This is a genomic window from Shewanella sp. 0m-8, from assembly GCF_052977265.1.
The window spans coordinates 1-22,619 of sequence record NZ_JBRIMB010000003.1 but is presented as its reverse complement, the minus strand read 5'-3'; the positions used below and the strand labels follow the sequence as shown (position 1 = coordinate 22,619).

Below are 22,619 nucleotides of genomic sequence, written 5' to 3'. Positions count from 1 at the left end.
TGTAAAGGTTACCATTAAATAATAGTGTGGGTAACCGATAGACTGCCAGATATTAACCTGTGTTGGCCAGTTTTTTTATCTATTTAGAGAGCAAAATGGCACAATTTTTTAAAGCAAAACCAAATAGATCTAAGCAATTATCGTCAAAGTTATCGCTGAAAGTGACTCAACTTGATCATCTTGGTGCGGGTATAGCGCATCACGATGGCAAGATTGTGTTTATTAATGGCTCGCTGCCGGGTGAGACGGTATCGGTACAGTTGACTGAGCAAAAGAAGAAGTTTGCTCGAGCTAAGTTACTTAAAATAGAGCAAGCCTCGGCCGAACGCGTTGAGGCGGCATGTCCGCACTACCAACTGTGTGGTGGTTGTGACTTACAGCACCTTGATATCGCAGCACAGCGTAAACATAAAGCCAACACCTTAGTGGATTTGGTGCATAAGTTTTCTCAGGCTCAGGCTAGCGAACTTAGCGACACCATAAGTGATAACGCTTGGCATTATCGACGTCGTGCTCGCTTAGCGACCTGGTATGACAAAAATACCAAGCACATCAGTCTTGGATTTAGAGCGAGTAGCAGTAGTGATGTTGTCGAAATTCAGTCCTGTGCGGTGTTGGCAGAGCCTTTATCCGCTTTGATCCCAGACCTTGCGTTTCTGCTTAATCAGTTAAGCGGTAAAAAAGCACTGGGTCACGTCGAACTGACTCAGGCTGATAACGGTAATTTTGTAGTGCTTCGAGTCACTAAAATATTTTCGGATAAAGATAAGGCTCGCCTTGTCGAGTTTGCTGAAAAGCATGGCGTGATTGTTTTGCTGCAAGGTGATGAGGGCGAATGCGAGCATCTCAATGGGCCTGGGCTACAAGCTTACTATGGTTTTACGTCAGAGGCAGATGATGCCGATATCAAGCTGAATTTTTCGGCGGGTAACTTTATTCAAGTTAATGACGCAGTCAACCAGGCTATGGTTAAGCAAGCTGTACAATGGTTATCACCTCAAGCGGGTGAGCGAGTATTAGATCTATTTTGCGGGATCGGTAATTTTAGCCTGCCACTAGCCAAAGGCGGCGCCGAGGTGATTGGTGTGGAAGGTGTGCCAGCGATGGTTGAGCAAGCACGAGTCAATGCTAAGCAAAGTGGTTTAGATAACGTTTCCTTCTATCATGCAGATTTGAGTGCTGACCTATCAAAAGAGCCTTGGCTTGGTAAGGTCGATAAGATGCTTATCGACCCGGCACGAGCAGGTGCTTATGAAAGTATGCAGTCGCTTAAGAAGCTCAAGCCAAAAGCATTAGTGTATGTTTCGTGTAATCCAGCGAGCCTTGCCCGTGATAGTGAAGTGATTTTAAAGCAAGGTTATAAGCTTAAAAAAATTGGCTTAATCGATATGTTCCCTCAAACCCATCACTTAGAGTCGATGGCGCTGTTTGAGTTAGGGAAATAAACAAAAAGACACAAAAAGATACATTTAATGAAACGTTTTGCTTAAATATAACCCATACAAATCAAACTCTGGTGTTATAGCTGTTTTTAGTCGCAATTGTCAGCTTTTGTTCATTGACAATAATCGCTGAATGCTGAAGATAGAGCGTATAAATTAAAAAGATATAGTTAAGCGGTTGTTAACCTCTATCTGCGGTATGTAAAGGAATTAAATACGATGGTATCTGTTCGTGAAGCACATTTTAGCACCCCTGATTTTCAACTCGAAGAGTGGGTGCAACGTTATATAAGTGATGCTTCGGAAGCTCAAACTCTTTTGGCCTTAATTGAACGGGTCGAACTGCTCGTGGGACAAAAGAAAGAGGCGAGCGTTACCGTATTAAATCGCGCGCGTGAGATGATAGAAATCCTCGCGCCATTGAATATGGATATTGAAACCCTACAGGCTGCCATTTTGTTTGTGGTATTTGATGCAGGGCTTATCACTCAAGAAGATATTGAAGAGCAGTTCGGCGCTAAACTCGCGATACTGGTTTCTAGCGTTGAGACCATGAATGCCATTGGCGCGTTAAAGATAGATAATCAAACCCGTAATGGCGAGCCGCAAATCGACAATATTCGCAAGATGTTGTTAGCGATGGTGGAAGATGTGCGCGCGGTAGTGATTAAACTTGCCGAGCGTATTTGCCTATTGCGAGAAATAAAGAATGCCGACGAAGAGGTTAAGGTGCTTATCGCGCGTGAAATTGCCGATATCTATGCCCCACTGGCTAACCGACTCGGTATTGGTCAGCTTAAGTGGGAACTAGAAGATATTTCATTTCGCTACCTGCATCCGCAGACATATAAAGATATTGCTAAGCAACTAGATGGCAAGCGCCTCGATAGAGAAACCTTTATCGATGACTTTGTTAGTCAGCTGCAAGCCCGTTTAGATAAAGACCATATTCGTGCAAAAGTGTATGGTAGGCCAAAGCATATTTATAGCATTTGGAAAAAGATGAAAGGCAAGCAGCTTAAGTTTGATGAGCTGTTTGACGTACGTGCGGTGCGAATCGTCACGGACCGCTTGCAAGACTGTTATGGCGCCTTAGGTGTGGTGCATACGCTTTGGCATCATATTCCACGAGAATTTGATGATTACGTCGCTAACCCGAAACCAAACGGTTATCAGTCTATTCATACGGTTGTTGTCGGGCCAGAAGATAAAACGGTTGAGATCCAAATCCGCACCGAGCAGATGCATGAAGATGCTGAGCTTGGCGTTGCGGCGCATTGGAAATATAAAGAAGGTAGCGCAAGCGGAAAGCAAAGCGGTTATGAAGAGAAGATCAACTGGCTACGTAAGATCTTGCAATGGCAAGAAGATGTGGCTGAAAGCGGTAACTTAGTTGATGAAGTGCGTAGCCAGGTATTTGAAGACCGTGTTTATGTGTTTACCCCAAGTGGCGAAGTGGTTGACTTGCCGTTAGGTTCAACGGTGCTAGATTTTGCCTATTATATTCACTCCCATGTTGGGCATAAGTGTATTGGCGCTAAAGTTGACGGCCGTATTGTACAGTTTACTTATCAAGTGGAAACGGGCCAGCGTATAGAGATTATAACCTCTAAGCACCCAAATCCTAAGCGGGATTGGCTTAACCCTAACTTGGGGTATATCAGAACCTCGCGTGCACGATCGAAAATTCTGCACTGGTTTAAACAGCAAGATAGAGATAAAAATATTGTTGCTGGTCGCGAAATGCTTGAAGCTGAGCTGGCTAAGATCCACTTACTCATCAAAGATGCTCAGTCTGCAGTTGAACGCTTCAATTTAGTGAGCATGGATGATTTACTGGCGGGTATTGGCGGCGGCGATGTGCGCCTTAATCAGGTTGTTAATCATGTTCAAAGCCGTTTACGCACTAAAGATTTAAGTGATGAAGCCGCGGTTGAAGACTTAGTTAAAAAGAATCAAAGCAAGTCGATTAAAAAAGGCAAAGGCCAAGTCGAAGTGAATGGTGTCGGCAACCTGATGAGCCATATTGCTAAGTGTTGTCAGCCGGTACCAGGTGATGAGATCTTTGGCTTTATCACAAAAGGCCGTGGCATTTCGGTCCATAGAGCGGATTGCGATCAAGTTAAAGAACTGGTTCGCGCATCACCTGAGCGTTCAGTTGAAGTGGTGTGGGGCGAAAACTATTCAGGCGGTTATAAAATCCGCTTGAGCATTGTAGCCAATGATCGCTCTGGTTTGCTCAGAGATTTAACCTCTGTGCTGGCGGCAGAAAAGACTCACGTAATGGCGTTGAGCTCAACATCTGATGTGAAAACTCAAACAGCGACTATTGAACTGGAGCTTGAGTTATATAACTTAGATGGTTTGTCTAAAGTACTCGCGAAAATAAATCAGGTCGATGGCGTAATGCAGGCCAGAAGAGTTTAATTGCTATAACGACAAACTTAACGGCAACTCAATAGTTGCCGTTTTTTATGGTTTACTCTTAACATCAATACTGGCCAAGGTATGCAGTCTTGTGGGCAATAAACACCAGGCGATATAAGAACAGGTTAATAGGAAAGTAAAATGACAAGCTTTGTTGGTGATACTCGCCCCCTACTCAATATTATGCACAAGCTGCGTGATCCTGATTCGGGTTGCCCTTGGGATAAGGCGCAGAGTTTTCAAACTATCGTCCCTTTTACTATCGAAGAGGCTTATGAAGTCGCCGATACCATTGAGCGTATGGCGCTTGATGAGTTGCCTGACGAGTTAGGTGATCTACTCTTTCAGGTGGTATTTTACTGCCAGTTGGGAAAAGAGCAGGGGCTTTTTGATTTCAATACCGTGGTTGAGCGGATATGCGATAAATTGACTCGCCGTCACCCCCATGTGTTTGAAGGATTAGCAACAATAAGTACTGATGAGATCAAGCAAAACTGGGAACAGTTAAAAGCTTTAGAGCGCAGCGAACGTGCACTCGATTCTGTACTCGATGATATTCCACTGAGTTTGCCTGCATTATCACGCTCAATGAAAATTCAAAAGCGTGTTGCCCGAGTGGGTTTTGACTGGGCAGAGTTACCGCCGGTGGTTGCAAAAATCCATGAAGAGATCGATGAAGTGCTTTTTGAAGTTGAGCAAGAAAAAATCGATGCTCAAAAAGTGCAAGACGAAATGGGTGACTTATTGTTTGCCGTTGTGAACCTTGCCCGGCACTTAGGGGTTGAGCCTGAAAAGGCATTAAGGCAAGCAAATCATAAGTTTGAAAGACGATTTAGAGGTGTTGAAGCCTATGCGCAAGCGGACGGTCGCAGCATGAATGAACACTCATTAACGGAGCTAGATGGCTACTGGGATAAAGTAAAACTGGATGAGAGAAATAAATAACTTAGCTTTTAAGTTAATTCTAGTTTGTCGAATCACTGTTGCTTTGGTATAATATTGCCCCGTCCTAGTGCTTTCTTACAAGCACATATTTCCAACTCATTTTCTCAGGTTCAGCATGACTACAAGGTATATCTTCGTTACTGGTGGCGTGGTTTCATCACTAGGTAAAGGCATTGCAGCAGCTTCTTTGGCTGCAATATTAGAGGCTCGCGGCCTAAACGTAACCATTATGAAGCTGGATCCATACATTAACGTAGATCCAGGTACCATGAGTCCAACACAACACGGTGAAGTGTTTGTGACAGAAGACGGCGCTGAAACTGATCTAGATTTAGGTCACTATGAGCGTTTCATCCGTACCAAGATGAACCGTCGTAACAACTTTACTACGGGTCGTATTTATGAAGAAGTACTTCGTAAAGAACGTCGTGGTGACTACTTAGGTGCAACCATTCAGGTTATTCCACACATTACTAACGCTATCAAGGAAAAAGTCCTTGCTGGTGGCGAAGGTCATGATGTGGCGATTGTTGAGATTGGTGGCACGGTAGGTGATATTGAATCATTACCATTCCTAGAGTCTATCCGTCAGCTAGGCGTTGAGCTTGGCCGTGATAGAACCCTATTTATGCATTTGACGCTTGTTCCTTTCTTAGGCGCGGCGGGCGAAGTTAAGACTAAGCCAACACAGCACTCTGTAAAAGAGCTACGTTCTATCGGTATCGCTCCAGATGTGTTGGTTTGTCGTGGTGATCGCGCTATTCCTGCAAACGAGAAAGCTAAGATTTCTCTATTCTGTAATGTTGAAGAACGTGCAGTTATCTCACTAAAAGACGTAGACAGTATCTATAAGATCCCTGCACTACTAAAAGCACAAGGTCTAGACCAACTTGTGACCAAGCGTTTCGGCATCGATTGTAAAGAAGCCGATTTGTCTGAGTGGGAACAGGTTGTTTACCAAGAAGCTAACCCTGTAGGTGAAGTGACGATTGGTATGGTAGGTAAGTACATTGAACTACCTGATGCATATAAGTCAGTTAACGAAGCCTTAAAGCATGCGGGTCTATTTAATCGCGTATCAGTGAACATCAAGTATATTGATTCACAAAACGTAGAAGCTAAGGGTGATGAAGTCCTACAAGGCTTAGACGGTATCTTGGTTCCTGGCGGATTCGGTGAGCGCGGTGTTGAAGGTAAGATCATGGCGGCTCAGTACGCTCGTGAAAATAACCTTCCATATTTTGGTATCTGTTTAGGTATGCAGGTTGCGTTGATTGAATTCGCACGCCATGTAGCGGGTCTTGAAGGCGCACACTCAACTGAGTTTGCACCAAATACGCCGCATCCAGTTGTTGGTTTGATCACTGAGTGGATCAATGAAGATGGCCAAGTTGAAGAGCGTCATGAAGAGTCTGATTTAGGCGGTACTATGCGTCTAGGTGCTCAGCTATGTCACCTTGAAGAAGGCACTAAAGCTGCAAAGGCTTATAAATCGACAACCTGTGTAGAGCGTCATCGTCACCGTTACGAAGTGAATAACAATTATAAAGAGCGCCTTGAAAAAGCAGGCTTGATCTTTAGTGGTCTTTCATCAGACCGCTCACTGGTTGAAATGATTGAGTTGCCAAACCACCCATGGTTCGTAGCCGGTCAATTCCACCCAGAGTTTACATCGACTCCTCGCGATGGTCAGCCGTTATTTGAAGGGTTTGTTGCTGCCGCAGCTGCCTACCAGAAACGTGATTTAGAAGACTAAACAAAACACAACCGCTTCCATGCTATGGGGGCGGTTTTTTTGTTTCTAGCGATGCAAGTTTAGATGAACAGAATTTCGTTTTACTTTTATCTTTAAATTTATCTTTAAAACTTAAATCGAGGGCATTATGGCTAAGATTATTAACATTATCGGTCGCGAAATCATGGATTCTCGCGGTAACCCAACTGTTGAAGCTGAAGTTCATTTAGAAGGCGGATTCATGGGGATGGCTGCTGCACCATCAGGCGCATCTACTGGTAGCCGTGAAGCATTAGAGCTTCGTGATGGCGATAAAGCACGTTACATGGGTAAAGGTGTATTAAAAGCTGTTGAAAACATCAACGGACTTATCCGTGATGCGTTGATGGGCAAAGATGCAACAGCGCAAGCTGAACTTGACCAAATCATGATCGACGTAGATGGCACAGAAAACAAAGATAAGCTAGGCGCTAACGCGATTCTTGCAGTTTCTTTGGCTGCTGCTAAAGCGGCTGCAGCATTTAAAGGCGTTCCTTTATATGCGCACATCGCTGATCTAAACGGCACCCCTGGCCAGTACTCTATGCCTGTTCCTATGATGAACATCTTAAACGGTGGTGAGCACGCTGATAACAACGTTGATATCCAAGAGTTCATGGTTCAACCTGTTGGTGCGAAAAGCTTCCGTGAAGCACTACGTATGGGCGCTGAAATCTTCCATAGTCTAAAGAGTGTGCTTAAGGCTAAAGGCCTAAGCACTTCAGTGGGTGATGAAGGTGGTTTCGCACCAGACCTAGCATCAAATGCTGACGCACTTGCCATCATCAAGGTTGCAGTAGAGCAAGCAGGTTACACGCTAGGTACTGACGTTACACTAGCACTAGATTGCGCTGCATCTGAGTTTTATAAAGATGGTCAATATGACCTATCTGGTGAAGGAAAAGTATTCTCTGCAAACGGTTTCTCTGACTTCCTTAAGTCGCTAACCGAGCAGTACCCAATTGCTTCAATCGAAGATGGCTTAGACGAGTCAGATTGGGATGGCTGGGCTTACCAGACTCAAATCATGGGTGACAAGATCCAGCTTGTTGGTGACGACTTATTCGTAACTAACACTAAGATCTTAAAGCGCGGTATCGACAACAATATTGCTAACTCAATCCTGATTAAGTTTAACCAAATCGGTTCACTTACTGAAACCCTAGCTGCAATTCGCATGGCGAAAGAAGCGGGTTACACTGTGGTGATCTCTCACCGTAGTGGTGAAACTGAAGATGCAACGATTGCCGATCTTGCTGTAGCGACTTCTGCAGGTCAAATCAAGACGGGTTCACTATGCCGTAGTGATCGTGTTGCTAAGTACAATCAGCTACTTCGTATCGAAGAGCAGTTAGGCGAAAAAGCTCCTTATAACGGTCTTAAAGAGATCAAAGGTCAAGCATAAATCGCTATAAACTTTAAAAAGGCCACCACTCGGTGGCCTTTTTTGTTGTACTATCTGTCTAATATTCTCAATTTCTATTGTTAATCATGAAACGCCTTCTTATTGTATTAATCGCTTTGCTTGCCATGCTTGAATATCGCCTTTGGTTTGGGGAGAAGAGCCTTGCTGAGTCTTTTCATTTGCAGGAGCAAATTAAGCTTCAGCAGCAAAGTAATGCGCAATTAGTTGCACGTAACCAAGTCTTAAGAGAAGAGATTAATGATCTTCGTAGTGGCACCGAGGCGTTAGAAGAGCGTGCTCGCAATGAGTTAGGCATGGTTAAAGAGGGAGAAACCTTCTTCCGTGTTGTCGGAGGCGAACGCGGCAATAAACCAAATGATTAACCAGCGTTGATTGTTTGTGTATTTAGTAAAGTCCTAGGTCGATGAGAGAAAGATGTCGTTAATATATGGAGCTCAATCATGAGCCAAACACCTAAGCAAATTATTGCAATTGTCCCAGCTGCCGGTATTGGTAGTCGTATGGGGGCAGAGATCCCAAAGCAGTACCTTCAGCTAAACCAGCAGAGCATCTTGAGCCATACCTTAGATTGTCTATTATCACATCCAAACATTGAGAAAGTGATTGTCGCGTTGAATCCGGCAGACGCCATCTTTGCCAGTTTGGAGCAAGCTAAACACCCAAAATTGCAATGTGTTAATGGCGGCCAAGAGCGGGCAGACTCGGTATTAGCTGCGTTAAAGGTTGCGAGTCTAGATGCTTGGGCATTAGTGCATGATGCTGCGCGTCCGTGTTTGACCCATCATGATATAGATAAGTTAATTGAGTCTGCTAGTACGTTCCCGCAGGGTGCCATTTTAGCGGCGCCAGTGCGTGATACGATGAAACGTAGCGATGCTAATGGCTTAATTAGTGAAACAGTCTGCCGAGAAAGACTATGGCATGCATTAACGCCGCAATACTTTCCTGTTTCAAGTTTGATGCATCACTTGAGCGATGCATTAGCTGCTGGTGCACTGATCACTGATGAGGCCTCTGCTATGGAGTGGGCTGGAATTATGCCGGGGATCGTCTCAGGACGTGCCGATAACATTAAAGTGACGCACCCAGATGATTTGCAACTTGCAGCGCTGTTTCTCAAAAATACACTATAACAAGCAGCCGTAGCATCCATTAGATAGATAAATAGGAACACCTATGAAAATTAGAATTGGTCACGGGTTTGATGTACACAAGTTTGGTGGCGAGCCACCACTTATTCTAGGCGGTGTCGAAGTACCTTACGATGTGGGCTTAATTGCACATTCTGATGGTGATGTCGTCCTGCATGCAATCTCTGATGCGATTCTTGGAGCGATGGCGCTAGGCGACATTGGCAAGCATTTCCCAGATACCGACCCCGAGTTCAAAGGCGCTGACAGCCGTGTCCTGTTAAGGCATTGCTATACGTTGGCGACCGATATGGGCTTTAGCCTATCTAACTTAGATGTCACGATTATTGCTCAGGCGCCGAAAATGGCTCCTCATATAGAAGCTATTCGAGCGTTGTTATCTGAAGATCTTGCAGCAGATATTAATGATATCAATGTTAAGGCGACAACAACGGAAAAGCTTGGCTTTACTGGCAGAAAAGAAGGCATAGCAGTTGAAGCCGTTGTGCTGATGATAAAAGCCTAGTTAATTGTGTAGGCTTGCTAGCTTAGCAAGCTGTAGTAACAATAGATTTTAAAGATAGTCAGATACTTTAGTGAGATCATTTAGCGATATGAGCGAATTACATTATTTATACGGCAAGCCAACTTCCACTGCCGATCTGCGTACCCATAATAGTGACTTTCAAGTGCAAGAGATTTTGCCTTTCGCACCGACAGGCGAGGGTGAGCATCATTTGCTCCACATCCGTAAAGACGGACTCAATACTCTTGAAATAGTCAAGAGGCTATCGATCTTTGCGCATGTACACCCAAAAGAGGTGACATATGCAGGTCAAAAAGATAAGCATGCAGTGACAGAACAGTGGTTTGGGGTGCGTATTCCAGGCAAAGAAACGCCAGACTGGCAGCAGCTAAATTGTGAGCAAGTTACAGTACTTAGCGCTGCAAGACACAGCAAAAAGCTACGGATTGGCGCACTAGCAGGCAATCGCTTTACCCTAATTTTACGTAATGTTAGCGATATTAATGATGTGATTAGACGTATTGACTTAGTTAGGGAACAAGGCGTACCGAACTATTTTGGTGAGCAACGTTTTGGGCATGATGGTAAAAATTTAGTGTTTGGTCGCCAGATGTTTACAGGCCGTAAAGTTAAAGACCGTAACAAGCGTAGTATGTATCTGTCTGCAGTACGCTCAAACGTGTTTAATGTTGCTGGTTCAGGTCGTTTAGCGCTGCACGGCACTAAACCCTTAGCGGGTGATTGTGTCATGCTTGCTGGCAGCAAAAGTTACTTTGTTGCAGAGCTGTGGGATGAAACATTAATAGAGCGCCTAAATAATAAAGATATTCAGCTTTCTGCACCATTATGGGGGCGTGGCTTACCGCTTGCTCAGGGAGAAGCCGCTCTGTGCGAGGCAGACGCTCTTGAGTCACTCGCAATTGATAAAGACGGTTTAGAGCATGCAGGTCTTAGCCAAGAGAGACGTGCTTTGTTACTTGAGCCACAACATCTGCAATATCAAGTAGATGAAGATACCATTACCCTTAAATTTGCATTACCATCAGGCTCTTATGCAACCTCGATACTGCGTGAGCTGTTTCAGTATCAAGATGTTCAAGAAGTCGCGCGTCAACAGATGCTCGCTGAACAAAGAAGCGCTGAGGCTGAGCAATGAAGATTTTGATCAGCAATGACGATGGTGTGAATGCTGAAGGTATTGCTGCGTTAACCGCAGCATTGAGCCAAATAGCAGAAACATTGACGGTTGGACCTGATAGAAACTGCTCTGGTGCGAGTAACTCGTTAACCTTGACCAATCCACTACGACTGAATACCTTAGATAATGGTTTTATTTCGGTGAGTGGCACGCCGACTGATTGTGTGCACTTAGCAATTAGAGAGCTGTATCAAGATGAACCCGATATGGTGGTATCTGGTATTAATGCGGGTGCGAATATGGGGGATGATACTCTGTATTCAGGTACCGTTGCCGCTGCAATGGAGGGGCGCTTCTTAGGCTTTCCAGCCATTGCTATCTCATTAGTTGGTCATGAGTTGAAACACTATGATACCGCGGCTCATTATGCGTTAAAAATTGTTAAAGCTTTGCAAGAGAGCCCAGTTGCACAAGATAAAATCTTGAATATTAATGTGCCAGATCTTCCTTTGGATGAAGTCAAAGGCATTAAGATAACCCGCCTTGGTGCACGGCATCGAGCCGAAGGGATGGTGAGAACCCAAGATCCTGCGGGCCGAGAGATTTTTTGGTTAGGCCCACCAGGTGATGAGCAAGATGCGAGTGAAGGAACTGACTTTTATGCCGTTGCCAACGGCTATGTGTCTATCACGCCGCTCACTGTTGATTTAACGGCATTTGAGCAAGTGAGTGCCTTAGAGAACTGGCTAACTCAGATCCACGATTAATTGGTGCACGACCTTGTTTACATGGGGCGTGCTGAAATTAATGAATTGCCCAATAACAGTATCATCACTGTTCGAATAAATGACATTTTGGACTATTGGAATAACAGAAATATGAACCCAGTCGCCTCAACATCAGCATTGAACCTTGCAAGAAGTTTGTTTGAGGCAGGGATCCGTAATGAAGCGGTACTACTGGCTGTGGCAAACACCCCGAGAGAGCAATTTCTCGATGCTGCTCTGGGTCACAAAGCTTATGAGAATACGGCGCTGCCTATAGGGCAAGGGCAAACGATTTCTCAGCCCTATATTGTTGCTAAAATGACAGAGATCATCTTGCAAACTAAGCCAACAAAGGTGTTAGAGATAGGAACTGGCTCAGGTTATCAAGCTGCCATTTTGGCAAAATTAGTACCGCAGCTGTTTACTGTGGAGCGGATCAAGAGCTTACAGATCCAAGCTAGGCAAAGATTAAAAAGGCTCGACTTACACAATATCGCTTTTAAATATGGTGATGGTTGGCAAGGATGGCCGAGTAAAGGCCTTTATGATGCAATCATGGTTACTGCTGCAGCAAGCTCAATTCCCGAGGCATTGGTCTCTCAGTTAGTTGACGGTGGCATCTTAGTGATCCCGGTTGGGGAAACCGCGCAGCAGTTATTAACAGTGACACGTCGTGGTGATAAATATTCGTCTGAAGTCGTTGAAGATGTTCGTTTCGTGCCACTTATTAATGGCGAACTTGCATAGTTTTTTTCCATAAGCATTAAACAGTGAAATAGGTTGATTTGGGGTGATGAGTTAATAATGAGGTTGGTATGTTTGTTAAGTGTCTGCCTATCACTGGTGCTATGTGGCTGTAGTTTTCAGGCTGATAGGCCCGCTCCTGTGGAGTCTTTGAACGGACCATCAACGCCGTCGATCAGTAAAGGATCGATAACGGCAAGCCGTTATGTGGTTAAAAAAGGCGATACTTTATATTCAATCGCATGGGGATCTAATAAAGATTTCGTTGATATTGCTAAGAGCAATCGTCTACCAAAGCCTTATACCATCTACCCTGGACAAGTTTTGAGCTTAAGCTCTAAAAAATATGTTACAAATAGCCAAAGTGTTAAAAAAACAACTAATTCAGCGCCTAAAAAACCAGTTAAATCGAGTAAAAGCGATTCAAGTCAACAGGTTAGTATTAAACCAGTATCTGTAAGTCCTCAGAATGAAAGGTCAAAAAAACAGCTTGATCCTAATCCTAAGTCTGCGTATTCTGTTACAAGCAGTCAACAAGATGTTAACGGGGTTGTCCACAAGCCAGCCGAGCTTCCAAACAAAGTAAGCAAATGGTCATGGCCTGTAAAAGGAAAAGTGTTTGGTACTTTCTCTGCCAAAGAGCAGGGAAATAAAGGAATAAAGATCGCTGGAAATCGAGGTGATGCGATTAAAGCAGCTGCAAGCGGTAGAGTTGTTTATGCTGGTAGTGCACTTCGAGGGTACGGTAATTTGGTTATCATCAAACATAGTGATGATTATCTCAGTGCTTATGCTCATGCAGATAAGATCTTAGTTAAAGAAAAGCAGGCTGTCACGATTGGACAGACTGTAGCGACAATGGGTAATACTGGTACTAATCGGGTCATGCTACATTTTGAGATCCGCTACCATGGTAAGTCAGTAAACCCTTTAAAATTTTTGCCTAAACAATAGTTAATGTTTGTTAGGTTGCCAATTTGGCGGATCGGAGGATAGTAACGTGCAGTAATTTATTTAGAAATTCGGGAGAGATATTATGGGCAGAGTAAGTAATGCCGTTGTAGCAGATAACGCTAAAAGTCAATCTGCAGATCAGTTAACGAATAAAGATACTAAACAAGAGATCAAAGAAGCTGAACTTGAGCAGCAAGTACAAGATGATCTACAAAAAAATCTAGATGCGACTCAATTGTATCTAGGCGAAATTGGTTTTTCCCCCCTCCTCAGTGCTGAGGAAGAAGTCTATTTTTCACGAAAGTCCTTAAAAGGCTGTGAGAAATCTCGCAATCGTATGATTGAAAGTAACCTTAGGCTAGTCGTAAAAATTGCTCGTCGATACAATAATCGTGGCTTAGCGCTGCTAGATCTTATCGAAGAAGGTAATTTGGGCTTGATCCGTGCCGTAGAAAAATTTGACCCCGAGCGTGGTTTCAGATTCTCAACCTATGCAACATGGTGGATTAGACAGACGATTGAACGAGCAATCATGAATCAGACTCGTACTATTCGCTTACCTATTCATGTTGTCAAAGAGCTTAATGTTTATTTGCGTACAGCCAGAGAGCTCGCACATAAGCTGGATCACGAACCGACAGCAGAAGAGATCGCTGACCAACTCGATTTACCGAGTGCAGATGTTAGCCGTATGCTCAAGCTCAATGAAAGAATTACTTCTGTCGATACACCGCTAGGTGGCGAAAGTGATAAAGCCTTATTAGATGTACTTGCTGATGATGACAACGTAGGGCCAGATTATAAGGTTCAGGATGAAGATATGTCTAAGTCCGTTGTTAAGTGGTTAGATGAACTCAATACTAAGCAACGAGAAGTGCTAGCGCGCCGATTCGGTTTGTTAGGTTATGAGCCGTCAACTCTAGAAAATGTAGGCAAAGAGATTGGTTTGACTCGTGAAAGAGTACGTCAAATTCAGGTCGAGGCGCTTAAGCGCTTGAAGGACTTACTGGGGGCGCAAGGCCTTTCTGTAGAAGCAATCTTCAGAGTGTAATCTAGAATGTAATCTAGAGTATAAAAAGTAAGGGTATAAATAAAAGCGCAGCTGATTATCAACTGCGCTTTTTTAGTATCTCATGTTTGGCGTTTAGCGCACTTTAGCTCAGCGCACTTTAATTCAGTGCACTTTAATTTAGCCATATTGAAGCAATATGGCGACTGAGCACTTCAAACAATTAAAGTGCCAACTTCTTAAGGTTGTATAGATAATCTAATGCTTGTCTTGGCGTTAATTCATCCGGGTTTAGCTTGGCTAATGCTTCCAAAGCGGGAGATGGCGCCGGTGCTGAAAAGCTCATGCTTTGCTGTAAAGGCTGCTGAGCATTATTGGATTGATTATCATGATCGCGGCTTTCTAACTGATGCAACTTATGCTTTGCGGCGCTAATCACACAATTAGGCACACCTGCAAGCGCAGCTACCTGTAGGCCATAACTGCGGCTCGCTGCACCTTCTTGAACAGCATGCATAAATACAATGTTATCGCCATGCTCGACGGCATCTAAATGCACATTCTCCACATTAGATAATTGCTCTGGCAGTTGAGTTAACTCAAAGTAATGGGTGGCAAATAGCGTCATTGCTTGTAAGTGTGTAGCCAAATACTCTGCAGCAGACCAAGCAAGTGATAGACCATCGTAAGTTGAAGTTCCACGGCCAATTTCATCCATCAACACTAAGCTGTTAGGGGTCGCGTTATGTAAGATGTTGGCAGTTTCAGTCATCTCGACCATGAAAGTTGAACGGCCAGAGGCTAAATCATCAGATGCACCGATTCGGGTGAATATTCGATCTACAGGACCAATAACGGCATGCTCTGCTGGTACATAACAGCCAATATGTGCCATTAGGGTAATCAATGCGACTTGGCGCATATAGGTAGATTTACCGCCCATGTTTGGACCTGTCACAATTAACATCTTGCGTTGATTGTTTAAAGTCACAGGATTGGCAATAAATGGGCTTTGGCTGACTTGCTCTACCACTGGATGGCGACCCGCTTCTATTTGGATCCCTGAAATAGTTGATAGCTCTGGGCAGTGATAGTTCAGGCTCTCTGCACGCTCGGCAAAATTACATAGCACGTCTAATTCAGCAGAGGCTCTAGCAAAATCTTGTAACTCATGTAATTTAGGCAAGATAAGATCAAACAGTTGTTCCCAAAGCTGCTTTTCAAGCGCTAACGCTTTACCTTGGCTAGATAATACCTTTTCTTCGTGCTCTTTAAGCTCAGGGATAATATAGCGTTCAGTGTTCTTGAGTGTTTGTCTACGTTGGTAGCTTAGTGGTACCAAGTCAGACTCACGGCGACTGACTTCGATATAGTAGCCATGAACGCGATTGTAGCCGACCTTTAACGTAGAAATTCCTGTCTGGTGTTTTTCTCTAGCTTCAAGCTCATGAAGGTAATCGGTTGCGCCTTCACTGAGTTTACGCCATTGATCGAGCTCTTCGTTGTATCCTTCACGGATCACACCACCATCACGAATAAGCATCGGAGGATTATCGACTACGGCTCGTGATAGTAGCTCAAGTTCATCGGGGAACTCACCAATCACTTGCGATAGATATTTAAGGTGTGCAGCAGTAGCTTGAGTCAACGTTTGTTGCAACTGGGGTAGTAATGCGAGCGCTTGACGTAAGCGAGCAAAGTCTCGTGGACGGGCATTGCGTAGGGCAATACGTGCAGTAATTCGCTCAATATCACCAAGGGCTTTTAGATCTTCCGATAGCACTTCATAGTGACCATTACCCAGCAACTCTTCAATCGAGGCCTGTCTTGCACGAATAATATCATGGTCACGAAGTGGCTGATGTAACCAGCGCTGCAGCATACGACTGCCCATAGGCGTAACAGTGTTATCGAGCACGGAGGCGAGGGTGTTTTCTCGCCCACCTTGCAAGTTCACCGTTAGCTCTAAGTTACGACGCGTTGCAGCATCTAGCACTATGCTGTCAGATTGATTAAAACGCACAATCGAGTTGATATGTGGTAGTGCGGTACGTTGAGTATCTTTGACGTACTGCATTAAGCAGCCTGCAGCCTGGAGTGACAGTCTCGCGTCTTCGATGCCAAAGCCTTTTAAATCTTTAGTGCCGAACTGATTGAGCAGTAATCGATGGCAAGTGTCGTAGTCGAACTCCCATTCTGGTCGGCGTCGAGTGCCATTCATTGCAGCGATTAGACTCATTTCAGAGAAGTCTTCGCTATAGAGTAATTCAGCGGGGTTGGTCCGTTGTAACTCGGCTTCAAGCGCTTCAGTATTGGCAAGTTCAGTAATGACAAAACGACCTGAAGCAACATCTAAAGTTGCATAGCCGTATCCGGTTTTACCCTGGTAAAGCGCTGCAAGTAAGTTGTCTTGTCTTTCTTGCAGTAGGGCTTCATCGGTTAAGGTTCCAGGGGTAACGATACGTACTACTTTACGTTCAACCGGTCCCTTAGAGGTCGCAGGATCGCCAATTTGTTCGCAAATCGCTACCGAAACACGAAGTTGCACTAGCTTGGCCAGATAACCTTCAACCGCATGATAGGGCAGACCTGCCATCGGAATCGGGTCTCCACCACTTTTACCTCGTGCGGTTAATGAGATCCCTAGTAGCTCAGAGGCTCGTTTGGCATCCTCATAAAAGAGCTCATAGAAATCGCCCATACGATAAAAGAGCAACATGTCTGGATGTTGGGCTTTTAACGTCAAATATTGACGCATCATTGGGGTATGTTTTTCTAAGCTTTGCGGATCAATAGCGGTCATCGATTTGTTTTGCCTGTGATTTACTGTGGCGGCTAAAAGCGCCTGAAACAATATTGGCGCTAATCTTAACAATATTTTGTCTAGATTAGGCGGAATTCTTACAGTGTTTCAGCAATAAATTACGGTGCAAAAATGCTAGATGCTCCTAAATGATTGATTTTAAACTTTTTGTAAAATATTTTTACACAGCACTTGATACTGTATGATTGTACAGTATACTAGTTTCATATTGAGGCTCTAGCCAAGGCTAAAATGAGTCGTCACCAAATGAAAATTCAGTGCCAATACCGTGTAGCACTGTGATCCAGAGGATATCAGAATGAAGATAGATCCAAATAAAGAGAAAGCATTGAACGCCGTTTTAGGTCAGATTGAGAAGCAGTTTGGTAAAGGCTCAATCATGAAGCTAGGTGAAGACCGTTCAATGGACGTAGAAACGATTTCTACTGGCTCATTATCTTTGGATGTTGCTTTAGGTGCAGGCGGATTGCCTATGGGTCGTATCGTTGAAATCTACGGTCCAGAGTCATCAGGTAAAACAACACTGACCCTAGAAGTGATTGCAGCAGCTCAGAAGCAGGGAAAAACCTGTGCCTTTATCGATGCAGAGCATGCTCTAGACCCTATTTATGCTAAAAAGCTAGGTGTTGATATCGATAACCTACTTTGTTCTCAGCCTGATACCGGTGAGCAAGCACTAGAAATTTGTGACGCATTAACACGCAGTGGTGCTGTAGATGTTATCGTCGTTGACTCGGTAGCAGCATTGACACCAAAAGCTGAAATCGAAGGTGAAATTGGTGACTCTCACATGGGCCTTGCGGCGCGTATGATGAGCCAAGCGATGCGTAAGCTTGCTGGTAACCTTAAGCAGTCAAACACTCTGCTTATTTTTATTAACCAAATTCGTATGAAAATTGGTGTAATGTTCGGTAACCCTGAAACGACCACTGGTGGTAACGCACTTAAGTTTTACGCTTCAGTTCGTCTAGATATCCGCCGTACAGGTGCGATTAAAGACAGAGAAGAGGTGATTGGTAACGAAACTCGCGTAAAAGTGGTGAAGAACAAAATTGCTGCGCCATTTAAACAAGCTGAATTTCAGATCCTTTATGGCCAAGGCATTAACAAAACTGGCGAGCTCGTTGACTTAGGTGTTATGCATAAGCTAATTGAAAAGTCAGGTGCCTGGTATGCCTATAAAGGCAATAAGATTGGTCAAGGCCGTGCAAACGCAGGTAAGTACTTAATCGAAAATCCTGCAGTGTCAGATGAAATCGAAACGACGCTACGCGCTATGCTGTTAGGCAAAGGTGAGAAGGTTACTGCTGAGGCTGCCGATACAGCCGGTGACAACGTTGACTTAGAGACTGGCGAAGTATTTTAAGCCCACTCTAAATGCATAGCTGAGGCTTCAGCTATGCATTTCGCGGTTGCGCTATGAGTTTTATTCCACGATGAATAACTCTGTGCGCCGCGACCATTCTCGTAAGAGAGCTCGACTAGATTACTAATCCAAGATTTCTATTTTCTGCAACTAAAAACTCTTCGATAGCGACAAACTCATTGCGTCATGATATTCCCCATTGCGCAACTGTGTTTATGACGAACTACAAACGGCTACATTTGATGCGCTAGCAAGTATTTAGCAGATTCCGTTATCTTCTTATATTGACTCATTCAAGCTTCAGGGCGCTAATTTCTTAGCCACTACACAGTTTTGTATCAACAGGGCTGGTTGTTAGCCATGACTCTGCTTATAATGCTATCCATAAAAATTTATCACTCAGCTCTTTTGGAGCTATTTGCACAACCTAATTCAGGACGGTTTCATGTATCAAACCACTGCAGCACTGCGAAGTGCTTTTTTGGAATATTTCCGCACAAATGGTCACCAGGTCGTTGATAGTAGTTCGCTCGTTCCTGTGAACGATCCAACCCTACTATTTACTAATGCGGGTATGAACCAGTTTAAAGATGTGTTTTTGGGTGCTGATAAGCGTAGTTACTCTCGTGCAACTTCTTCACAGCGCTGTGTACGCGCGGGTGGTAAGCACAACGATTTAGATAACGTTGGCTATACAGCTCGTCACCATACATTCTTTGAAATGTTAGGTAACTTTAGCTTTGGTGATTACTTCAAAGAAGAAGCGATTAACTTTGCATGGACTTTCCTTACTGAAGAATTAAAGCTGCCAAAAGAGCGTCTTTGCGTCACCATTTATGAAACAGATGATGAAGCGTTTGAAATCTGGAATAAGAAAATTGGCGTTGCAGCAGAAAACATTATCCGCATCGGCGACAATAAAGGTGCAGCTTATGCATCAGATAACTTCTGGCAAATGGGCGACACAGGTCCTTGTGGACCTTGTTCTGAAATCTTCTATGATCATGGCGATCATATCTGGGGTGGACGCCCTGGTACACCTGAAGAAGATGGCGATCGCTTTATTGAGATCTGGAACATCGTATTTATGCAGTACAACCGTCAAGCTGACGGTGAGATGAAGCCACTGCCTAAGCCATCTGTTGATACTGGTATGGGTATTGAGCGTATCGCTGCCATTATGCAGGGTGTACATTCAAACTATGAGATTGATATTTTCCAAGCGTTAATCAAGAAAGCGGCCGCTATTCTTGGTGTAACAGATCTTGAAAACAAATCGCTACGTGTGATTGCTGACCATATTCGTTCATGTGCCTTCTTGATTGCGGATGGCGTTATGCCGTCAAATGAAGGCCGCGGCTATGTACTGCGTCGTATTATTCGTCGTGCAGTCCGTCATGGTAATAAGCTAGGTGCAACTGAAAGCTTCTTTTATAAGTTAGTACCAACACTCATCGAAGTGATGGGCGATGCAGCGAAAGGCTTGCAAGAGACTCAAGCTATTGTTGAGAAGTCGCTTAAAGCTGAAGAGGAGCAGTTTGCTCGTACATTAGAGCGTGGGCTAGGTATTTTGGATGCCGCGCTATCAGCATTAACAACTGATGTTTTAGATGGCGAAACAGCATTTAAGCTTTATGACACCTATGGCTTCCCTGTCGATTTAACTGCTGATGTTTGTCGTGAGCGTGAAATCACTGTCGATGAAGCTGGCTTTGAAGTGGCAATGGCGGAGCAGCGCAGTCGCGCACAGGCTGCGGGTCAGTTTGATACCGACTATAACGAAGGTTTAAAAATTGACGAACAAAGTCGTTTCACTGGTTATACCGAGCTTAATAACCAAACGACAGTAACGGCTATCTTCACATCAGGTGAAGCAACAGACGCTATTGCGGCGGGTGATGAAGCGGTTATTGTACTCGACAACACACCATTTTATGGTGAGTCGGGCGGTCAAAGTGGCGATAAAGGTATATTGATTGCAGAGGGAGTTGAGTTCACTGTTACTGACACACAAAAGTATGGTCAAGCAATTGGACATATCGGGCGTGTTATCACTGGCGAGCTTAAAACCGGTCAGGCATTAACCGCTAATGTTGATAAGAAGCTACGTCATAGAACAGAGCTAAATCACTCAGTTACCCACCTTTTACACGCAGCGCTACGTCAAGTACTTGGTACTCACGTGACTCAAAAAGGTTCTTTGGTCGATCCAGACCGCTTACGTTTTGACTTCTCTCACTTTGAAGGTGTTAAAGCGCATGAGCTGAAAGAGGTTGAAGAGCTTGTTAATACACAAATTCGTCGTAACCACGAATTGACTGCTGAAGTCATGGATATCGAATCTGCCAAAGAAAAAGGTGCAATGGCACTGTTTGGTGAGAAATATGATTCTGAAGTACGTGTTGTGACCATGGGTGACTTCTCTATTGAGCTATGTGGTGGTACTCACGTTGGCCGTACAGGAGATATAGGTTTATTCAAGATCACCTCTGAAGGTGGTATTGCTGCAGGCGTGCGTCGTATCGAGGCTGTAACCGGTGCTGCTGCTATGGCCTATGTTGCTAAGCAACAAGCAGACCTAGAAGAAGCTGCTGCACTATTAAAGGGTGACAGTGCTTCAGTGGTGACTAAGCTTAAGGCGCAGCTTGATAAAACTAAGCAGCTTGAAAAGGAGCTATCTCAGTTGAAAGATAAGCTGGCTGCAGCGACAAGTGCCGATCTTGCTGGCGAAGCTGTTGATGTAAATGGCGTTAAGGTGTTAGTTAAGAAGCTTGAAGGTATCGATGCAGGCGCACTACGCGGCTTGCAAGATGAGCTTAAGCAAAAGCTACAATCGGGTATCGTTGTGTTAGCGATTGCTGGCGATGAAAAAGTTAACCTTATTGTGGGTGTGACTAAAGATTTGACTGGCAAAGTCAAAGCGGGTGAATTAGTCGCTTCTATCGCTGTTCAAGTTGGTGGTAAAGGTGGCGGACGTCCTGACATGGCTCAAGCTGGCGGTAGCCAGCCAGAGAACCTTGACGGCGCGTTAGAGCAAGTTATCCCTTGGATAACCGCTAAACTGTCTTAAATAGGCTAAAGCGATAGCTAACCTTAAATAAAAACGTCCGTTATGGACGTTTTTTTATGGAATAAATAAGCTTATTTTGATTTATTAAAACCGTTTTTTCCTGCGAGTATATATCCGGTTGATAGTGATTTTTACTGATGTTTATGGGCAGGGAATTTAAGATGAATAGCCTTTATTTTAAAACTGAATTAGAGAGTTGTTTAGCCTAAGTTTGTATATTGTAGCCTTAGATTTGGGTAATCTTCTAATTCATGCTAGTTTAATGTTAACACCTGATAATGATATTTATTGGGTAAAAGTTATTCTCAATCTGGTTAAAAAGGTTTCAAACACTTAACTGTGATATTTTACTGAAAAAGGTGTAATTATTTGACGCTTTTCTCATAGAATACTGTTATTTTGTACTAAGCTAACCTTATAATACAGTTATAACGGAATTATGCCGTATAAAGCAGAATTAGGAACTAAAGGAGCAAAATAATGCTGATATTGACTCGTCGTGTTGGTGAAACACTGATGATTGGTGATGAAGTAACTGTCACTGTATTAGGCGTTAAAGGTAACCAAGTAAGAATTGGTGTAAATGCACCTAAAGAAGTCTCTGTGCATCGTGAAGAGATTTACCAGCGCATTCAGTCTGAAAAATCAGGTACGCCATCAGAAGGCGGTAACTTTTGATCTAATCCAGATCAATTTAAGAATTCTAGAAGCCAGTTAATAACTGGCTTTTTTATTTTATGTCTCTTGAATATGCTAATACTAATCGATGTGGGTAACTTTTGATCTTAATGAGATCAATTGAAGAATTCTAGTCGTCAGTTGATAGCTGACTTTTCAAATTTTCGAGTCTATAAGTTTCCATAAACAGTTAAAAAATCCAATTTGAAGGGGAAGTTAGACTGTTATACAAGCAAGGTGCTTAAAAACAGCTCAAACGGGAATGCTTTCTTAAAAAGGGTTTGACTTATTTTCGGCAGACAGTAATATGTGCGCCAAGAAACGGAGAGGTGGCCGAGTGGCCGAAGGCGCTCCCCTGCTAAGGGAGTATGGGCTTTAACTCCCATCGAGGGTTCGAAT

At 43.9% G+C, this 22,619-nt stretch carries 17 protein-coding genes; 16 read left to right on the top strand and 1 reads right to left on the bottom strand.

Annotated elements, in window-relative coordinates:
• Positions 1 to 95: 95 nt before the first annotated feature.
• The 13 genes from rlmD (at position 96) to rpoS (ending at position 14,324) form a co-directional block, all read left to right on the top strand.
• Positions 96 to 1,445, top strand: coding sequence for a 23S rRNA (uracil(1939)-C(5))-methyltransferase RlmD (gene rlmD, locus ACVBIO_RS02250; protein ID WP_447161873.1), 1,350 nt, complete (start codon positions 96 to 98; stop codon positions 1,443 to 1,445).
• Positions 1,446 to 1,661: 216 nt separating this feature from the next.
• Positions 1,662 to 3,869, top strand: a complete 2,208-nt coding sequence (gene relA / locus ACVBIO_RS02245; RefSeq protein ID WP_447171868.1) for a GTP diphosphokinase — start codon at positions 1,662 to 1,664, stop codon at positions 3,867 to 3,869.
• Positions 3,870 to 4,010: 141 nt separating this feature from the next.
• Positions 4,011 to 4,814 (top strand): nucleoside triphosphate pyrophosphohydrolase, encoded by an 804-nt coding sequence (gene mazG, locus ACVBIO_RS02240; protein ID WP_447168874.1) that lies wholly within the window; start codon positions 4,011 to 4,013, stop codon positions 4,812 to 4,814.
• A gap of 115 nt (positions 4,815 to 4,929) precedes the next feature.
• The gene (locus ACVBIO_RS02235; protein WP_447161870.1) at positions 4,930 to 6,570 is read left to right on the top strand and encodes a CTP synthase; all 1,641 of its coding nucleotides are present in this window, start codon (positions 4,930 to 4,932) and stop codon (positions 6,568 to 6,570) included.
• A 127-nt stretch (positions 6,571 to 6,697) separates the two neighbouring features.
• The gene (eno, locus tag ACVBIO_RS02230) at positions 6,698 to 7,993 is read left to right on the top strand and encodes a phosphopyruvate hydratase (protein ID WP_447161869.1); all 1,296 of its coding nucleotides are present in this window, start codon (positions 6,698 to 6,700) and stop codon (positions 7,991 to 7,993) included.
• 86 nt (positions 7,994 to 8,079) lie between these two features.
• A complete protein-coding gene (gene ftsB / locus ACVBIO_RS02225; RefSeq protein ID WP_447161868.1) occupies positions 8,080 to 8,376 on the top strand; it encodes a cell division protein FtsB in 297 nt (98 codons plus the stop codon).
• Between the two features lie 78 nt (positions 8,377 to 8,454).
• Positions 8,455 to 9,147, top strand: coding sequence for a 2-C-methyl-D-erythritol 4-phosphate cytidylyltransferase (gene ispD, locus ACVBIO_RS02220; RefSeq protein WP_447161867.1), 693 nt, complete (start codon positions 8,455 to 8,457; stop codon positions 9,145 to 9,147).
• Between the two features lie 43 nt (positions 9,148 to 9,190).
• Positions 9,191 to 9,670: a 2-C-methyl-D-erythritol 2,4-cyclodiphosphate synthase gene (ispF, locus tag ACVBIO_RS02215; protein WP_447168875.1), complete on the top strand. Its 480-nt coding sequence runs from the start codon at positions 9,191 to 9,193 to the stop codon at positions 9,668 to 9,670.
• 88 nt (positions 9,671 to 9,758) lie between these two features.
• Entirely contained in the window at positions 9,759 to 10,826 is a 1,068-nt protein-coding gene (truD, locus tag ACVBIO_RS02210; RefSeq protein ID WP_447168876.1) for a tRNA pseudouridine(13) synthase TruD, read from the top strand.
• The gene (surE, locus tag ACVBIO_RS02205; protein ID WP_447163649.1) at positions 10,823 to 11,575 is read left to right on the top strand and encodes a 5'/3'-nucleotidase SurE; all 753 of its coding nucleotides are present in this window, start codon (positions 10,823 to 10,825) and stop codon (positions 11,573 to 11,575) included. Before truD ends, surE begins: the two co-directional genes overlap by 4 nt.
• 111 nt (positions 11,576 to 11,686) lie before the next feature.
• Complete coding sequence (locus ACVBIO_RS02200; RefSeq protein ID WP_447161863.1) at positions 11,687 to 12,322, top strand: protein-L-isoaspartate(D-aspartate) O-methyltransferase; 636 nt, start codon at positions 11,687 to 11,689, stop codon at positions 12,320 to 12,322.
• Between the two features lie 54 nt (positions 12,323 to 12,376).
• On the top strand, positions 12,377 to 13,273 hold the full coding sequence (locus tag ACVBIO_RS02195; RefSeq protein WP_447171909.1) for a peptidoglycan DD-metalloendopeptidase family protein: 897 nt from the start codon (positions 12,377 to 12,379) through the stop codon (positions 13,271 to 13,273).
• Positions 13,274 to 13,355: 82 nt separating this feature from the next.
• Complete coding sequence (gene rpoS, locus ACVBIO_RS02190) at positions 13,356 to 14,324, top strand: RNA polymerase sigma factor RpoS (RefSeq protein WP_447161862.1); 969 nt, start codon at positions 13,356 to 13,358, stop codon at positions 14,322 to 14,324.
• Positions 14,325 to 14,505: 181 nt separating this feature from the next.
• Here rpoS and mutS read toward each other — a convergent pair whose 3' ends face one another.
• A complete protein-coding gene (mutS, locus tag ACVBIO_RS02185) occupies positions 14,506 to 17,085 on the bottom strand; it encodes a DNA mismatch repair protein MutS (RefSeq protein WP_447161861.1) in 2,580 nt (859 codons plus the stop codon).
• A gap of 319 nt (positions 17,086 to 17,404) precedes the next feature.
• On the opposite strand from mutS, the gene recA reads away from it, so the two are divergent.
• The 3 genes from recA (at position 17,405) to csrA (ending at position 22,220) form a co-directional block, all read left to right on the top strand.
• Positions 17,405 to 18,472 (top strand): recombinase RecA, encoded by a 1,068-nt coding sequence (gene recA / locus ACVBIO_RS02180; RefSeq protein WP_447161860.1) that lies wholly within the window; start codon positions 17,405 to 17,407, stop codon positions 18,470 to 18,472.
• Between the two features lie 445 nt (positions 18,473 to 18,917).
• Complete coding sequence (alaS, locus tag ACVBIO_RS02175) at positions 18,918 to 21,542, top strand: alanine--tRNA ligase (RefSeq protein ID WP_447171867.1); 2,625 nt, start codon at positions 18,918 to 18,920, stop codon at positions 21,540 to 21,542.
• A gap of 480 nt (positions 21,543 to 22,022) precedes the next feature.
• The gene (csrA, locus tag ACVBIO_RS02170; RefSeq protein WP_006082602.1) at positions 22,023 to 22,220 is read left to right on the top strand and encodes a carbon storage regulator CsrA; all 198 of its coding nucleotides are present in this window, start codon (positions 22,023 to 22,025) and stop codon (positions 22,218 to 22,220) included.
• Positions 22,221 to 22,619: the final 399 nt, after the last annotated feature.

Coding starts and splice junctions, on each gene's coding strand:
- rlmD (WP_447161873.1), top strand. CDS start 96: ATGGCACAATTTTTTAAAGCAAAACCAAATAGATCTAAGCAATTATCG.
- relA (WP_447171868.1), top strand. CDS start 1,662: ATGGTATCTGTTCGTGAAGCACATTTTAGCACCCCTGATTTTCAACTC.
- mazG (WP_447168874.1), top strand. CDS start 4,011: ATGACAAGCTTTGTTGGTGATACTCGCCCCCTACTCAATATTATGCAC.
- ACVBIO_RS02235 (WP_447161870.1), top strand. CDS start 4,930: ATGACTACAAGGTATATCTTCGTTACTGGTGGCGTGGTTTCATCACTA.
- eno (WP_447161869.1), top strand. CDS start 6,698: ATGGCTAAGATTATTAACATTATCGGTCGCGAAATCATGGATTCTCGC.
- ftsB (WP_447161868.1), top strand. CDS start 8,080: ATGAAACGCCTTCTTATTGTATTAATCGCTTTGCTTGCCATGCTTGAA.
- ispD (WP_447161867.1), top strand. CDS start 8,455: ATGAGCCAAACACCTAAGCAAATTATTGCAATTGTCCCAGCTGCCGGT.
- ispF (WP_447168875.1), top strand. CDS start 9,191: ATGAAAATTAGAATTGGTCACGGGTTTGATGTACACAAGTTTGGTGGC.
- truD (WP_447168876.1), top strand. CDS start 9,759: ATGAGCGAATTACATTATTTATACGGCAAGCCAACTTCCACTGCCGAT.
- surE (WP_447163649.1), top strand. CDS start 10,823: ATGAAGATTTTGATCAGCAATGACGATGGTGTGAATGCTGAAGGTATT.
- ACVBIO_RS02200 (WP_447161863.1), top strand. CDS start 11,687: ATGAACCCAGTCGCCTCAACATCAGCATTGAACCTTGCAAGAAGTTTG.
- rpoS (WP_447161862.1), top strand. CDS start 13,356: ATGGGCAGAGTAAGTAATGCCGTTGTAGCAGATAACGCTAAAAGTCAA.
- mutS (WP_447161861.1), bottom strand. CDS start 17,085: ATGACCGCTATTGATCCGCAAAGCTTAGAAAAACATACCCCAATGATG.
- recA (WP_447161860.1), top strand. CDS start 17,405: ATGAAGATAGATCCAAATAAAGAGAAAGCATTGAACGCCGTTTTAGGT.
- alaS (WP_447171867.1), top strand. CDS start 18,918: ATGTATCAAACCACTGCAGCACTGCGAAGTGCTTTTTTGGAATATTTC.
- csrA (WP_006082602.1), top strand. CDS start 22,023: ATGCTGATATTGACTCGTCGTGTTGGTGAAACACTGATGATTGGTGAT.